Source organism: Arthrobacter sp. TmtSoilC79, from assembly GCF_059739405.1.
In genome coordinates, this window is the sequence record NZ_AP046051.1 from 2,266,700 (window position 1) to 2,281,653 (window position 14,954).

Below are 14,954 nucleotides of genomic sequence, written 5' to 3' on the forward strand. Positions count from 1 at the left end.
GTTGCGTGATGTTCTTCAGTAGGCGCCGGAGGGCCGGGTCATGGCCCGGAAGGTCCGCCACATGATGATGAGGTCCCCTGCTATGGACCAGTTCTCCACGTAGTAGAGATCCAGCCGGACTGCTTCGTCCCAGGGGAGGTCGGAGCGTCCATTTATCTGCCACAACCCCGTGATTCCAGGTTTGATCAACAACCGGCGGTGCGTGTGGCGCTCATAGCCGCTGACCTCCTTGGACAGCGGAGGCCTTGGCCCAACCAGGCTCATATTGCCCACCAGGACGTTCCAGAACTGCGGAAGTTCGTCCAGGGAGTACTTGCGCATCCACCGTCCGCACCGGGTAATCCGCGGGTCGCCGCGGATCTTGAACAGGACTCCGGCGCCCTCGTCCTGGCTGCTGAGGGCATCCAGGTGTGCTTCAGCGTTCACCACCATGGAACGGAACTTCAGCATCTGGAAAGTAGTGCCGCGCTTGCCGATCCTCTCCTGTTTGAACAGGACAGGCCCGGGGCTGTCCGCCCGGACTATTGCGGCCAGGGTGAGCAGGACCGGCGCCAGGACCAGCAAAGCTGCTGCGGAAACCGTGATGTCCATCAGCCGTTTAAGCGTGTGTTTGCCGCCTGAGTAGTGCGGAATATCAACGTGCATCAGGGGAAGGCCTTCGACTGGCCGCCAGTGGATGCGCGGGCCGGCCACGTTGGTCAGGGTTGCGGCCAGGACCAGCTCAGCTGCATTTTCCTCCAGCTGCCATCCAAGCTCCTGGATGAACTGGTTTCCTCCGGGAACCGGGCCGGCCACTATCACTGCGTTGGCATTGGTGTGGCGGACGGTATGGGCCACACCGTAGATGGAGGACAGTACCGGCACCCGCAGGTGGTCCACTGAAAGGACGGCTCCGCGCCGGGCCCCGGGGAGGCAGGCACCGACGATGTCGTAGGCGGCGCCTGACTTTCGGTTGATCTGTTTGATGACGTAACGGACGTCCTGTGGTTCGCCCACCACGATCGCCCGCGAAAGGCAGCGGCCCCTGGACTTTTCGTGGCTTAGCCAGCGGCGGAAGCCCCATCTGCTTCCGGTCAGGGCCACCAGTCCCAGCGGCAAGGAGACCAGGACAAAGGAACTGACAGCCTCCAAACGGAAAACCACGGCGACGATGCCCAGGAATCCGAAGACCCGGAAACTGGCGGAAAGTACCCGTTTGTACTCCTCAGGTCCTACGCCGAGGACTTTGGGATCGCGGGTCCTGTACACCTCCAAGGCCACCAGCCACACCACGCCAAGAATCAAGCCCAACACCAGGTGCTGGGCATGCGGGGGGCTGCCCGGAGGCAGTGCCGTTCCATTGGTGTTCAATGCCAGCCCGGCAATGACAGCCACGGCAACCAGCGCCGTGTCAGCCAGCCGGAGGCTGTTGGTCAGCAGGCGCGTCCACGTCAAACGGTCGTTGAACAGGTCGTTCAACAGGGCCTTGGTGCGGGCGGGACGGTGGGTGACTGGCGGCCGCGTGGAATCCAGGGTGACATCCGGGCCCGGGGCCGCCAGTCCCGCCTTTTCGGTCTGCTGTGCAGCAGCGGACCTGCCAATCCAGGGAGACAGAGGCGGATTGGCGTCGGCCACGGCAGGATGAACGGGGAAGGTTGACCCCGCTGGGGCATGGGCCGCACCGTGGGGTGCCGCTACCTTGCCTGATCGCAAGACTGGAACTCTAACCATGTCAGCCCTCTTTGCAGACCTGCCGTTGCCTTCCTATCAGTGAAGCCGCGGCACTTCCGGGGCGCACCAGTAGTCGATACTCAACTTTGCCCGGGATTACCTGTGACCCCTACGTGCAAGTACCTGACTTGGGGTGGCGGGACTACGTGCCACGGTGGGCGGGAATCCCGTAAATCCGGGCGTGAAAGGGCACAAACTTGTCCTGGACGGCACAAAAAACCGGCCACCCGAAGGGCGGCCGGTTGGCGGGCTATTAGTCTTCGACGATTTCGAGGTCTTCGTCGGGCACCTCGTCGTCTTCGTCGTCATCGTCCTCGAAAACCTGGAGCGGAGTAACCTCGGAATACGCCTCGTAGAGTGCGTCCTCGTACACTTCGAAGGCGTCGGCAACGGCGAAGAACGAGGCCTCGACGTTGGGGTCTCCCTCACCGCGGCGGGCGGATGCCGCGGCCAGGTGCTCTTCAAGGGCGGCGGTCAATGACTGAAGCGCGACACGCGGATCGATGCTCATGACTTCACGTTAGCCGGAAAAAGACGAAAATGGAGAGGGATGAGAGAACAATTTCCGGGTAGCTCCGTAGAGCGCCAAAGAGACTATGCACGTCAGTACGAGTACCTCGTTCTGACGGTGGGACCTGACGATTCACTGCCAGAGGCCCGGCGCCGGCTCGCCGAACATTCCGAGTACGGCAAATGGGAACTCGAACGCAGCGTGCTCTATCTTGGCGGGGGTCGCCGGTTTTGGCTGCGCCGCAAGGTCTATTCAGTACAGCGGACCGTGTAGGCGCCTAACCTTCCAATGGCCCCAACCAGGCGTTGGCGACCGTGTTGTGCGCGGATTCGTCGTTGGAGGGGTGGAATATGCCGGCCAGGACGTCGCGGTAAAGGCGTTCCATCTCCGAACCCCTGAAGTAGCTGGAGCCTCCCGTGACCCTGATGGCAAGGTCCACCACGTAGCGTGCGTTTTCCGTGGCGCGGGATTTGAGGCCCACCAGCTTGGGGAACCACTGGGCTCCGTGATCCACCCTGTTGTCAACATCGCGGGCAATGCTGGAGATCTGGGGCGCGATTCCGTCCATGGCCAGCGCGGCGTCAGCTACCTTCCACCGGATGTCCGGATCCTGGGCGAAGCTGCGTCCGCCGTGCTTGGCAGAGACCCGGCGCTTTACGTTCTGCACTCCCAGTGTAAAGGCCCGTTGCGCCACCCCCGTGTAGACCGCTGCGAGGAGTGTTTCAAAGCAAGCGAAGATGGCGAAGATGAGCAGGTCCTGGTTGGGCCCCACCGGCAGTTTCCGGAAGATCCGCTCCGGCGGGACCACGGCGCCATGCAGCAACGTGGTGTTCGAAGCACTGGCCCGCATGCCCAGGGTGTCCCAGTCGCTGAGTGTTTCGTGGCCGGGTTCGTCGCGGCGCAGGAAGCCGAAGACCAGCTCACCCTCTCCGGACCTGCCGGCGGGATCCTTGCCGAAAGTTCCCAGGCGCGTCCAGCCGCGTGAGAGGCTGGTGAAGATTTTCCTGCCCGTGAACTTGTAGCTTCCATCGGGCAGCGGTTCGGCGGTGGTGCCGGAGTCGAACAACATGGAATCGTTGCCTGCCTCGGAAATGCCGAAGGCGAAAACTTCCCCTCGCCCGGCCTCCTTCAGGACGAAGTCCAAGGAATCATCGCCGCGGGCAGCCATGACCTGGGCGACGCCGGTCCACACCAAGTGCATGTTGACGGCCAACGCCGTGGCGGGGGCGGCCGTGGCGAGCCGTTGCTGTACGGCAGCTACCGCTTCGAGACCGAGCCCAAATCCGCCGTCGGACTCCGGTACGAAGAGCTTGAGGTAGCCGGCGGCGGCCAGCTCCTCCAGGTCCTCGTGGAAGAATTCGTTGTTCTGGTCGTAGCCGGCCGCGCGGCCGCGCAGCCGTTCAAGCAGGGCGTCGGGAAGGATTTCCTCGGGCGTTTTCACCAGGGCTCTTTCTGTTGATCGCTGTCTAGTAGTTGCTCAGCAGCCGGTTCAGGACGCGGGCTCCGAACTGCAGGGATTCGGCGGGAACGCGCTCATCCACGCCGTGGAACATTCCGGTGAAGTCAAGCTCATCGGGGAGCATCAGTGGAGCGAAGCCGTAGCCCGTGATTCCAATCTTGCTCAATGACTTGTTGTCCGTGCCGCCGGAGAGTGTGTAGGGAAGGACCTTCGCGCCGGGATCCTCCGAGTGAAGGGCGTCGATCATGGAGTCCACCAGGTTGCCGGCAAACGGCACCTCCAGGGAGACGTCCTTGTTGACGTAGCTGATGTCGATGCCCTCGCCCGCAAGCTCCTTGATGGTCTCGAACACCAGTTCCTGCTGGCCCGGCAGGGTACGGCAGTCCACGAATGCCTCGGCGGATTCCGGAATGACGTTGTGCTTGTACCCGGACCGCAACAGGGTCGGATTTGAGGTGTTTTGCAGCGTCGCACCTACGAAGCGGGCAACCGTGCCCAGTTCCTTCAGGATGATGTCCGGGTTGTCGGGATCGAATTCGACGCCGGTCAGTTCGGTAACGCCGTCAAGGAACTGCCGGGTGGTGGGAGTCAGTTCCACCGGCCACTGGTACTCACCGATCCTGGTGACAGCCGCAGCAAGGCGGGTGACGGCGTTGTCGGTATTGATCTGGGACCCATGGCCTGCGCGGCCGTGCGCCAGCAGCCGCAGCCAGGAGAGGCCCTTCTCCGCCGTCTGGAGCAGATAGGTCCGCTGCCCGCCGATGGTGGCCGAGAAGCCGCCCACTTCCGAGATTGCCTCCGTGGCTCCATCAAAGAGCTCCCGGCGGTGTTCGATCGCGTAGCGGGCGCCGTAGGTACCCCCGGCCTCCTCATCGGCGAAGAACGCGAAGATGATGTCGCGTTTGGGTTTGCGGCCTGTCCTGGCGAAGTCGCGCATGACCGAGAGGATCATGGCATCCATGTCTTTCATGTCCACGGCACCGCGGCCCCAGACGAGACCGTCCTTCAACTCGCCGCTGAAGGGATCAACGCTCCACTGGTCCTTGAGTGCCGGCACAACGTCAAGGTGACCGTGAACCACCAGGGCGTCGGCGGACGGGTCCTCCCCTGCCATCCGGGTCACGACGTTGGCCCGACCCGGCGCGGATTCGAAGATCTCCGCCTCGAGGCCCACCTCGGTAATGAGCCCGGCCGTGTATTCGGCAGCTGCGCGCTCCCCTGGTCCGGTGTCGTCACCGAAGTTGGAGGAGTCAATGCGGATCAGCTCCTGGCAGATCCGGACAACTTCATCTTCGGGGCGGATGACAGACATGGAAACTCTCCTTGCGTGGCTGGGCTGCAGGTTCCGGCAACGTGCGCAGCGGCTTCCGCAGCGCGACCGTCCCGTATCCCATCAGCCTACTCACCGGACAGGGCCCCCGTCAGGAATCCGTGGCGCCGGAAGACTCCGGGTGTCGGTCGACGCCGTCCTGACCAGCGTCGATTTTTACGCAACCGGAAACCGTGTTAGAGTTTTTCTCGCTGCTTCGGAGGAAAGTGAAGCACCGGAAGGTGTAAAACGGCCCATCTGAACACCACCTGCGCGGGTGGCGGAATGGCAGACGCGCTAGCTTGAGGTGCTAGTCCTCGAAAGGGGGTGGGGGTTCAAGTCCCCCTCCGCGCACCAACGCAAGGTCTGGAATCCATGGATTCCGGACCTTGTTTTGTTTTCCGGGCCAATTTGCTACCGGGCCTGGATCCCGGTTCTTCCGGTCAGCCCGGATATTCACTGTCGAGGGCTTCAACTGAGGATTAACGACGACGGCGGTCACCGGATGGTGACCGCCGCCGTTCACTTCCACCAGGGTGGCGTTAGTATCCCGCTCAACCCAGGGCAGCAACAGCGCCGGTGAAGTGGCGACGACCGCTTCGGGCATTCCACGCTACATACTCCGATCGCTCCCAGCCTCCAGATTCGGACTGGACCGTTGAGATATCCACGGCTACCCGTGCAGGGAGGAACACTGGGGCTTCGAAGGCAACGTCCCAGGTAAAGGAATCGGCTTTCACGGACCCGACGTCGGCCAGGGCCCGGGAGGCAAGGTACATGCCGTGGGCAATCGACCCGCGCAGGCCCAGCGCTTTGGCGGAAAGGACACTGAGATGGATGGGGTTGAAGTCACCGGAGACCGTGGCGTAATTCCGCCCGGTATCGAGCCCGAGTTGCCATAGGGCGGTGGGATTCGGGGGCGAAAAGCCGGCGGCCGCTGATGCTCCGTTTGCGCTGCCGGGTTTGTCAATGCCCGGCAGGAATACTCCCTTGGCCAAATAAGTGGAGACGCCACGCCACAGCACTTCCTTGCTGGAAGCCGAACGGACTTCCGCCACAACATCTACCTTGGTTCCGGCTTTGTGGCCTGCGAGGTTCTCAGCCCAGGACCGGATGTCCAGAGCCTCGGCGAAGTTAATGGGAAACCGTTGCTCCACATGGTTTTGCAGATGGATCATTCCCAGGAGCGGCAACGGGAAATCATCCCGGTTCAGGACGCTTAAGGACACCGGGAAAGCCAGGGCGTGGACATATCCGGCCGGCAAGGTGTCACTGGCCGTCTCCCCCACCAGGTGTTGGTATGCGGTGAGGTTTCCTACATCCGCCTTGACGTTCCTGACTTCGTGGCTGACCGATGGCAGGGTGTGCTGGTGGGCCGCTGCCCCCAACACCCTGCGGCGGGCGGCGGTGGCTGCTGCGTTGACGTAGAGCTTGGACAGCGAGGGAAGCTCGCCAAGGACCACCGGCTGGGAATTGGTCATGCTCCCACCAGTTGTTGGCCACACACCCGGAGGACCTGGCCGGAGATTCCGCCGGCGGCGTCACTGGCCAGGAAAGAGATGGTCTCGGCAACGTCCTGGGGTTGCCCTCCCTGTTTGAGGGAGTTGAGCCTGCGGGCAGCCTCACGGATGGCAAAGGGCATCCGTGCGGTCATTTCGGTTTCAATGAACCCGGGCGCCACTGCGTTGATGGTTCCATCGAAGGATTCCATCAGCGGGGCCGTGGACCTCACCATGCCAATGACGCCGCCTTTGGAGGCGCCGTAATTGGTTTGTCCCCTGTTCCCGGCAATGCCACTGGTGGAAGCCACCGACACGATGCGGGGGGCGTCCTTAAAATGCTCGGACGCGAGAAGAACCGCATTGATGCTCAGTTGGGCCGCAATATTGACAGCGATGACAGACTGCCAGCGGCTCTCGTCCATATTGGCGAGCAGCCTGTCGCGGGTGATTCCTGCGTTGTGGACCACGATGTCGAGCCGGCCGTGGCGTTCCACTGCGTGTTCGATGATCCGGTGTCCGGCATCCTCGCGACTGATATCGAGTTGAAGCGCTGTGCCCCGCACCTCGTTGGCCACCGTTGCCAAGTGGTCGCCGGCAGCCGGGATGTCCACCGCAACGATTGTGGCGCCGTCGCGGTGCAGTGTCCGGGCGATGGCAGCTCCGATGCCCCGGGCGGCTCCGGTGACTACGGCAACCTTTCCGGCCAAGGGCTTGTCCGGGTCACCGGACATGGTCCCCGACGTCGAGCCGACGGTGAGGAACTGTCCGTCCACGTAGGCAGAACGGCCCGAGAGGAAGAACTTGAGCGCGCCCAAAGCGGAAGGGCTTGTGGTCGCGAGGTCGTTCTCCAGCAGTATTCCATTGGCGGTGGCCCCGGCGCGGAGTTCCTTGGCGAGGGATCGCACCAGCCCGTCAATTCCCTGGCGCGCAGCAGCCACGGCAGGTGTTTGGGCTGACTGCGGGGTCCGGGAGATGGTGACCACCCGTGCGTTGGTACCAAGGTCCCGCAGTGATGTGCCCGCGGTCAACACGGGTTTGGCAAGGTCTTCAGGGTGCTGCACGGCATCGAGGACCACGACTATTGCGCCCAGCTTCTCCTTGGGCAACGCATTCCGCCGGACATCAAGACCCCATCCGAGCAGCGCGGTGGCGATGTCGTCAGCACCGGCGCTGTCTCCGTTGACCAGGACCGGGCCAGTGACCAGGGGGCTGCCGGGCTGGTAGCGGCGAAGTTCCACTGGCTGGGGCAGTCCGAGTCGTTTGGCGACATCCTTGCCCAATCCGTGACTGACCAGTTGTGTGTATTTATCCGTCATTGGGCTCCCCTATGCTGCTTCCAGAAGGGCAACGACGCCCTGGCCACCTGCTGCGCACACCGATATCAAACCACGGGCCGGACGTCCATCCACGGAGCCCTTCTCATGGAGCATTTTGGCAAGGGAGGCCACAATCCTGCCGCCCGTAGCAGCGAAGGGGTGCCCGGCGGCAAGGGAGGATCCGTTGACGTTGAGTTTGGCCCGGTCCACCTTGCCGAGCGCTCCATCGAGTCCGAGCCGCGTGCGGCCGAAGTCCTCGTCCTCCCAGGCGGCCAATGTGCTCAGGACCGTGCCTGCGAATGCCTCGTGGATTTCAAAGAAATCAATGTCCTCGAACGTCAACCCGTGGCGGGCGAGCAGGCGCGGCACTGCGAAAACCGGTGCCATGAGGAGGCCGTCCTTGCCGTGCACAAAGTCCACGGCTGCGGCTTCACCGTCCAGGACCGTCGCCAGCTTGGGCAGGCCATGGGCGTCAGCCCATTCCTCCGTGCCGAGCAGGACTGTGGATGCACCGTCGGTGAGTGGTGTCGAGTTGCCCGCCGTCATGGTTGCTTCCGCGCCGAGGTTCCTGCCGAACACGGGCTTGAGCGATCCGAGCTTTTCGATCGAGGTATCGGCGCGCAAGTTGGAGTCGCGGTTCAGGCCGCGGTAGGGCGTGATGAGGTCATCGAAGAAACCACGGTCATAGGCCGCCGCCAGATTGCGGTGGCTGTTGAAGGCGAGCTCGTCCTGGGCCTCACGGGTGATCTTCCACTGGGCCGTGGTGAGTGCCTGGTGCTCCCCCATGGACAAGCCGGTGCGCGGCTCACCGGTATTCGGTGCATCCGGCGCCAGGTCTTTGGGGCGGATGCGGCCGATGATCTTCAGTTTCTGCACAGGGGTTTTGGCGCGGTTGAGGTCCAACAGGATCTCCCGCAATCCCTCGCTGACTGCAATGGGGGCATCCGATGCCGAGTCCACGCCGCCGGCAATGGCCGACTCGATCTGCCCGAGCTTGATCTTGTTGGACAAGCCGATCACGGTCTCCAGCCCGGTTGCGCAGGCCTGCTGCAGATCATAGGCGGGGGTTTCCGGTGACAGGGCTGAGCCAAGGACGGCTTCCCTTGTGAGGTTGAAGTCCCTTGAGTGCTTGAGGACCGCTCCGGCAGCTACCTCGCCGATGCGTTCGTCCTGCAATCCGAAGCGGGCGATCAGGCCTTCCAGTGCTGCGGTGAGCATGTCCTGGTTGGAGGACTTGACGTAGGCGCCTCCTGTGCGGGCAAACGGAATCCGGTTGCCGCCCACGATGACCGCCTTGCGGAGTGATTGGGGGGCGGAAGCGGATTCGCGTGTCCCGCCCGTGGTGACGTCTGCTGCAGCCATGCTGGTCTCCTTCGATCATTGCCAGTTACTGATACCCAGCGTACCTGATACGCTGGGTATCGTGAACAGTCGCCAGGAAGAATTCGCCAGTGCCGCAGCGGAGGCGCAAGGTGCCGCCGTCGATGGCCGCACAGCCCGTTGGCAGTCGCACCGCGAGGAGCGCCGTGGCGAACTCATCAGGCAAGCACGCAAGGCCGTTCATCGGCTCGGAAGCGACGCCTCCATGGAGGACATTGCAGGCGCTGCAGGCACGTCGAAGTCTGTCTTTTACCGCTATTTCGGTGATAAAGCCGGACTCCAGCAGGCTATGGGCGAGGTAGTGCTGGGCCAGATGCAGCGCCGCATGCAGGAGGCCGCCCAGTCCGCGCAAACTCCCCGCGAGGGGCTCTTCGCCATGGTCTCCGCCTACCTGCAGATGGCCGAATCGAGCCCCAATGTCTATGCGTTCATTACCCGGCTCACGCCAGGTGAAGCCTCAGCGCAGGACGCCATCGCCGCTTCCGGGGCGCTGGGCAACTTCTTCGAGCAAATCACGGACATGATCGCCACTCCCATGCGGGAATACCTGGGTGAAGAGAAGGAAGCGGTGATCGTGTATTGGCCCACCGCAGCCATAGGACTGGTCAGGAACGCCGGGGAGATGTGGCTGGGAAGCCCGGCCGGCAATGCCAAGCCGGACCAGGAAACCATGGCCGCGCAGATCACTGACTGGTTGTGCCTCGGCATCGCTCCAGCACTCAAGACATCCACCTGACACCAGCAATGACTCATCAGTTGTCGGAACCAAAGAAGGAAGCAACATGACTGAAGTAGTGGACCGGAACGCATCCGTCCAGCACACCGCGGGCAGCAAGGGTGCCGCCGCCGCTGGCCCTGAGCCCGTGGTGGACGTCGCCGCGCTTGGAGAACAGCTCCTTGGCAAGTGGGCGCATATCCGCCACGAGGCCCGCAAGGTTGCAGGCAATCCGGTGGTGCAGAAGATTGAAGGCCTGCACCACACCGAGCACCGCGCCCGTGTGTTCGAGCAACTGAAGTTCCTGGTGGACAACAACACCGTCCACCGTGCATTTCCCACGCGGTTGGGCGGTTCCGACGATCACGGTGGAAACATTGCCGGATTCGAAGAAATCGTTACCGCCGATCCCTCCCTCCAGATCAAGGCCGGGGTCCAGTGGGGCCTGTTCGGTTCTGCCGTGATGCACCTTGGAACTGTGGAGCACCAGGACAAGTGGCTCCCCGGCATCATGAGCCTTGAGATCCCGGGATGTTTCGCCATGACCGAAACCGGCCACGGCTCGGACGTCGCCAGCATCGCCACGACGGCTACTTACGACGACGCCAGCCAGGAATTCGTCATCAACACTCCGTTCCGTGCTGCTTGGAAGGACTACATCGGCAATGCAGCCAATGACGGCCTCGCCGCGGTGGTGTTTGCCCAGCTGATTACCAGGAACGTGAACCATGGCGTCCACGCGTTCTACGTCGAACTCAGGGACCCGGCCACCAAGGAATTCCTTCCGGGGATCGGCGGCGAGGATGACGGCATCAAGGGCGGACTTAACGGCATCGACAACGGCCGCCTGCATTTCACCAATGTCCGCATCCCCCGCACCAACCTGCTCAACCGCTACGGCGACGTAGCCGTGGACGGCACCTACTCCTCGCCCATCGAGAGCCCCGGCCGGCGCTTCTTCACCATGCTGGGCACCCTGGTCCAGGGGCGGGTTTCCCTGGACGGAGCAGCCGTAGCTGCCAGCAAGTTGGCCTTGAAGACCGCCATCCAGTACGCCACCGAGCGGCGACAGTTCAACGCTTCCTCGGCAACCGATGAGGAAGTCCTGCTGGACTACCAGCGTCACCAGCGCCGGTTGTTCTCCAGGCTGGCTACCACCTACGCGGCCAGCTTTGCCCATGAGCAACTTCTTCAGAAGTTCGACGACGTCTTCTCAGGCGCCCACGACACCGACGCCGACCGCCAGGACCTCGAAACGTTGGCCGCAGCCCTGAAGCCATTGAGCACCTGGCATGCCCTGGACACGCTGCAGGAATGCCGGGAAGCCTGCGGCGGCGCCGGTTTCCTGATCGAGAACCGCTTTGCTTCCCTGCGCGCGGACCTTGATGTCTATGTCACGTTCGAAGGTGACAACACCGTCCTGCTGCAGTTGGTGGCCAAGAGGCTCCTTGCCGATTACGCCAAGGAATTCCGCAGCGCCGATTTTGGTGTCCTTGCACGCTACGTGGTGGACCAGGCAGCCGGTGTGGCCCTTCACCGCACAGGCCTTCGCCAAGTGGCGCAGTTCGTGGCCGATACCGGTTCCGTGCAGAAGGCCGCTTTGGCGTTGCGGGACGAGGAAGGCCAGCGGACGCTGCTGGCGGACCGTGTGCAGTCCATGGTTGCCGAGGTAGGTGCAGCCCTGAAGGGCGCCAACAAGCTTCCCCAGCACCAGGCCGCGGCACTGTTCAACCAGCACCAGCACGAACTCATCGAAGCAGCCCAGGCACACGCCGAACTGCTGCAGTGGGAAGCCTTCACGGAGGGCCTGAACCAGGTCACGGACGAGGGAACCAAACGCGTGCTGACCTGGCTGCGCGATCTGTTCGGCCTGTCCCTGATTGAAAAGCATCTCTCCTGGTACCTGATGAATGGCCGGCTCTCCATGCAGCGCGGCCGGACCGTGGGCACGTACATCAACCGGCTCCTGGTCAAGATCCGCCCTCATGCCGTGGACCTTGTGGACGCCTTCGGCTATGGTCCCGAGCACTTGAGGGCCTCCATCGCAACCGGTGCAGAGGCTGAGCGGCAGGATGCTGCACGCAAGCACTTCCGTGAGCAGCGTGCCAGCGGCAGCGCTCCGGCTGATGAGAAGACGCTCCTGGCCCTCAAGGCCTCCAAAGCCCGTTAGCAGCAGCCTGTTGCCTTGCGGTGAACAGTTGCGGAACTGTTGAAAAACGACGACGGCGCCGTCCCCACCAAAGGGGGCGGCGCCGTCGTCGTTGGACTGCTGGAGCGGGAGGATCAGCGCAGCACGGAGCGGTAAACCTCCAGTGTTGTTTCCGTGATGGATTCCCAGGAGAAGTGTTCCTCCGCGCGGCGGCGACCGGCAATGCCCATTTCGCGGGCGCGTGCGGGATCAGCCACCACCTCATTCAAGGCCGCGGCGAAGTCGCTGACGAACTTCTCCGGATCCAACGGTGTGCCCGTTCCGTCGGTGACCTGCTCAAGTTCGACCAGGAGCCCGGTTTCCCCGTGCTGGACCACCTCGGGAATTCCGCCCGTGGCACTGGCCACCACGGCTGCGCCGCAGGCCATGGCTTCGAGGTTCACGATGCCCAGGGGTTCGTAAATGGACGGGCAGGCGAAAGCCGTGGCGTGGCTGAGCACCTGGATCAGTTCCTTGCGCGGGAGCATCCGCTCAATGAGGACCACACCCTGGCGCTTGGACTGAAGTTCCTCGATGAGGCGGGCAGTTTCGGCTGCAAGCTCGGGCGTGTCGGCCGCTCCGAGGCACAGGACCAGCTGGACGTCCTCCGGCAGGCTTGAGGCGGCACGAAGCAGATACGGCACACCCTTCTGCCGGGTGTTGCGTCCAACAAAGACCACGCTCGGCTTGGCGGGGTCGATGCCCAGCGCACGGATGGCGTCATCTTCTTCATCGCGTTCCCAGAGGGAAACATCGATCCCGTTATGGACCACGCGGACTTTATCGGGATCAACATCGGGGTAACTGCGCAGGATGTCCTGGCGCATGCCGTCTGAAACGGCAATGATCGCCGCTGCTGCCTCATAGGCTGTTTTCTCCACCCAGGAGGACAGGGCATAGCCTCCCCCAAGCTGCTCGGCCTTCCACGGCCGGAGAGGTTCAAGGCTGTGGGCGCTGAGCACGTGGGGAATTCCGTGCAGCAGCGAGGCGAGATGGCCGGCCATGTTCGCGTACCAGGTGTGCGAGTGGACCAGGTCCGCCCCCGCAATGTCCGGAACGATCCGCAGGTCCACGCCCAGGGTTTGGAGGGCGGCGTTGGCATCGCCGAGGTCTTCAGGGGTGGCATAGGATGCCACCGAAGCCCCATGGTAGTCGGCATCACGCGGCGCGCCGAAGGCCCGGACGTGAAGGTCGACGTGCTTTGCCAGCACCCGGCTGAGCTCGGCAACGTGGACACCGGCACCGCCATAAATTTCCGGAGGGAATTCTTTAGTCACAATGTCTATTCGCACGCTAACCAACGTAGTCGTTCCGGCGTATGTGTTCTAGTGTGAAAGAGTCCGGAAAATCGGACTTTTGGGGGATACGAAGACGTACGGGGAGCTGTGACCATGGCGTTGAAGAAAGTTCTGGCAATCGTATTGGCAGGCGGAGAAGGCAATCGACTGATGCCGCTGACGGCGGACCGGGCAAAACCCGCGGTTCCGTTCGCAGGCGGCTACCGGCTGATTGACTTTGCACTATCCAATCTCGTTAATTCGGGATATTTGAAAATCGTGGTGCTGACGCAGTACAAATCGCACAGCCTTGACCGGCACATCTCCGAAACCTGGAGGATGTCCACGCAATTGGGCCGGTATGTGGCTTCTGTTCCCGCGCAGCAGCGTGTGGGCAAGAGCTGGTTCCTTGGCAGTGCCAACGCAATTTACCAATCGCTGAACCTCATCCATGACGACGCCCCGGACATCGTGGTTGTGGTCGGCGCTGACCATGTGTACCGCATGGATTTCTCCCAAATGGTGGAGCAGCATATTGCCAGTGGTGCCAAAGCAACGGTTGCTGCCGTACGGCAGCCGCTGAACATGGCCAACCAATTCGGTGTGATCGAAGTAGACCAGAACGATCCCCAAAAGATTGCCGCATTCGTGGAGAAACCGGCCAGCACCCCCGGGCTGGCGGCAGATCCCACGCAGTTCCTGGCCTCCATGGGCAACTACGTCTTTAACGCAGACGCCTTGGTGGAAGCCTTGCATGTGGATGCGGAGAGACTCGATACCAAGCACGACATGGGCGGGGACATCATTCCCTACTTCGTGGACCAAGGTGAAGCAGGCGTGTACGACTTCACGCTCAATGACATCCCCGGTGCCACCGATCGGGACCGGACCTACTGGCGCGACGTCGGTACCATCGACTCGTTCTATGACGCGCACATGGACCTCATCTCCCCCGTGCCGATCTTCAACCTCTATAACTCCGAGTGGCCGATCTACACCCGCCAGAGCATCTCGCCGCCGGCAAAGTTTGTCCGTGGCGAGAACAACACCGTCGGTACTGCCCTGGACTCCATTGTTGCCAGCGGAGTGGTGGTTTCCGGTGGCATCGTTGAAGGGTCCGTAATTTCCAACGACGCCTATGTGGCGGCAGGCAGCCGTGTCCAGGACTCTGTACTGATGGACAAGGTCCGCGTTGGTGAAGGCGCGGTCATCAAGCGGGCAATCCTGGACAAGAACGTCAAGGTCCCTGCCGGTGCTGCCATCGGCCTGGACCCGGCCCTGGACAGGGCCCGGGGTTACAAGGTCACCGAATCCGGCATTACTGTGCTGGCGAAGGGCCAGGTTGTGCCCGAGCCCGGTGAAGCAGAGCTTGCCCTGTCTGCCCAACACCGCCGTGGGTTGCCCGAAGCCGTGAAGGCAGCTACCCATGATGATCCGGACATCCGCGATTCTGCCGAAAAGGTAGCCGCGGGAATCCAATCACGCGTCGCGGACGCTGCAGCGCAGGGCGCCTCGCACTAAGGTGCGGGCACTGCACTGATGTCGCCGGAACCCGAGGCAGGCCACAGGCTCCCAAGGCTGTAAAAT

12 protein-coding genes and 1 tRNA gene are annotated in these 14,954 nt (G+C 62.7%); 5 read left to right on the top strand and 8 right to left on the bottom strand.

Features of this window, described 5'->3' with window-relative positions; genetic code table 11:
• Positions 1-15: 15 nt before the first annotated feature.
• A complete protein-coding gene (locus AC6JA3_RS10520; protein WP_347783364.1) occupies positions 16-1,710 on the bottom strand; it encodes a sugar transferase in 1,695 nt (564 codons plus the stop codon).
• Positions 1,711-1,963: 253 nt separating this feature from the next.
• A complete protein-coding gene (locus tag AC6JA3_RS10525; protein WP_026546808.1) occupies positions 1,964-2,221 on the bottom strand; it encodes a hypothetical protein in 258 nt (85 codons plus the stop codon).
• A gap of 39 nt (positions 2,222-2,260) precedes the next feature.
• On the opposite strand from AC6JA3_RS10525, the gene AC6JA3_RS10530 reads away from it, so the two are divergent.
• The gene (locus AC6JA3_RS10530) at positions 2,261-2,494 is read left to right on the top strand and encodes a DUF5703 family protein (RefSeq protein WP_017200923.1); all 234 of its coding nucleotides are present in this window, start codon (positions 2,261-2,263) and stop codon (positions 2,492-2,494) included.
• A 4-nt stretch (positions 2,495-2,498) separates the two neighbouring features.
• Here AC6JA3_RS10530 and AC6JA3_RS10535 read toward each other — a convergent pair whose 3' ends face one another.
• Positions 2,499-3,662, bottom strand: a complete 1,164-nt coding sequence (locus AC6JA3_RS10535) for an acyl-CoA dehydrogenase family protein (RefSeq protein ID WP_035760664.1) — start codon at positions 3,660-3,662, stop codon at positions 2,499-2,501.
• 25 nt (positions 3,663-3,687) lie between these two features.
• A complete protein-coding gene (locus AC6JA3_RS10540; protein ID WP_347783365.1) occupies positions 3,688-4,992 on the bottom strand; it encodes a M20/M25/M40 family metallo-hydrolase in 1,305 nt (434 codons plus the stop codon).
• A 268-nt stretch (positions 4,993-5,260) separates the two neighbouring features.
• Between AC6JA3_RS10540 and AC6JA3_RS10545 the strand changes: the two genes are divergently transcribed.
• A tRNA-Leu gene (locus AC6JA3_RS10545) sits at positions 5,261-5,346 on the top strand.
• Positions 5,347-5,543: 197 nt separating this feature from the next.
• Here AC6JA3_RS10545 and AC6JA3_RS10550 read toward each other — a convergent pair.
• From AC6JA3_RS10550 to AC6JA3_RS10560, 3 genes are read right to left on the bottom strand one after another with little or no spacing between them, the layout of a single operon-like run.
• On the bottom strand, positions 5,544-6,470 hold the full coding sequence (locus AC6JA3_RS10550; protein WP_347783366.1) for a MaoC family dehydratase: 927 nt from the start codon (positions 6,468-6,470) through the stop codon (positions 5,544-5,546).
• Entirely contained in the window at positions 6,467-7,807 is a 1,341-nt protein-coding gene (locus AC6JA3_RS10555; RefSeq protein ID WP_091551810.1) for a 3-oxoacyl-ACP reductase, read from the bottom strand. Before AC6JA3_RS10555 ends, AC6JA3_RS10550 begins: the two co-directional genes overlap by 4 nt.
• Positions 7,808-7,816: 9 nt before the next feature.
• The gene (locus tag AC6JA3_RS10560; protein ID WP_026546804.1) at positions 7,817-9,169 is read right to left on the bottom strand and encodes an acetyl-CoA C-acetyltransferase; all 1,353 of its coding nucleotides are present in this window, start codon (positions 9,167-9,169) and stop codon (positions 7,817-7,819) included.
• On the opposite strand from AC6JA3_RS10560, the gene AC6JA3_RS10565 reads away from it, so the two are divergent.
• Together AC6JA3_RS10565 and AC6JA3_RS10570 are read left to right on the top strand one after the other, a co-directional pair.
• Entirely contained in the window at positions 9,168-9,923 is a 756-nt protein-coding gene (locus AC6JA3_RS10565; RefSeq protein WP_026546803.1) for a TetR/AcrR family transcriptional regulator, read from the top strand. The two genes, AC6JA3_RS10560 and AC6JA3_RS10565, sit on opposite strands and share 2 nt — an antisense overlap.
• A 46-nt stretch (positions 9,924-9,969) precedes the next feature.
• Complete coding sequence (locus tag AC6JA3_RS10570) at positions 9,970-12,072, top strand: acyl-CoA dehydrogenase family protein (protein ID WP_026540673.1); 2,103 nt, start codon at positions 9,970-9,972, stop codon at positions 12,070-12,072.
• A 113-nt stretch (positions 12,073-12,185) separates the two neighbouring features.
• On the opposite strand, the gene glgA is transcribed toward AC6JA3_RS10570, so the two are convergent.
• Positions 12,186-13,382, bottom strand: coding sequence for a glycogen synthase (gene glgA, locus AC6JA3_RS10575; RefSeq protein WP_035760663.1), 1,197 nt, complete (start codon positions 13,380-13,382; stop codon positions 12,186-12,188).
• 93 nt (positions 13,383-13,475) lie between these two features.
• On the opposite strand from glgA, the gene glgC reads away from it, so the two are divergent.
• Complete coding sequence (gene glgC, locus AC6JA3_RS10580; RefSeq protein ID WP_347783367.1) at positions 13,476-14,888, top strand: glucose-1-phosphate adenylyltransferase; 1,413 nt, start codon at positions 13,476-13,478, stop codon at positions 14,886-14,888.
• Positions 14,889-14,954: the final 66 nt, after the last annotated feature.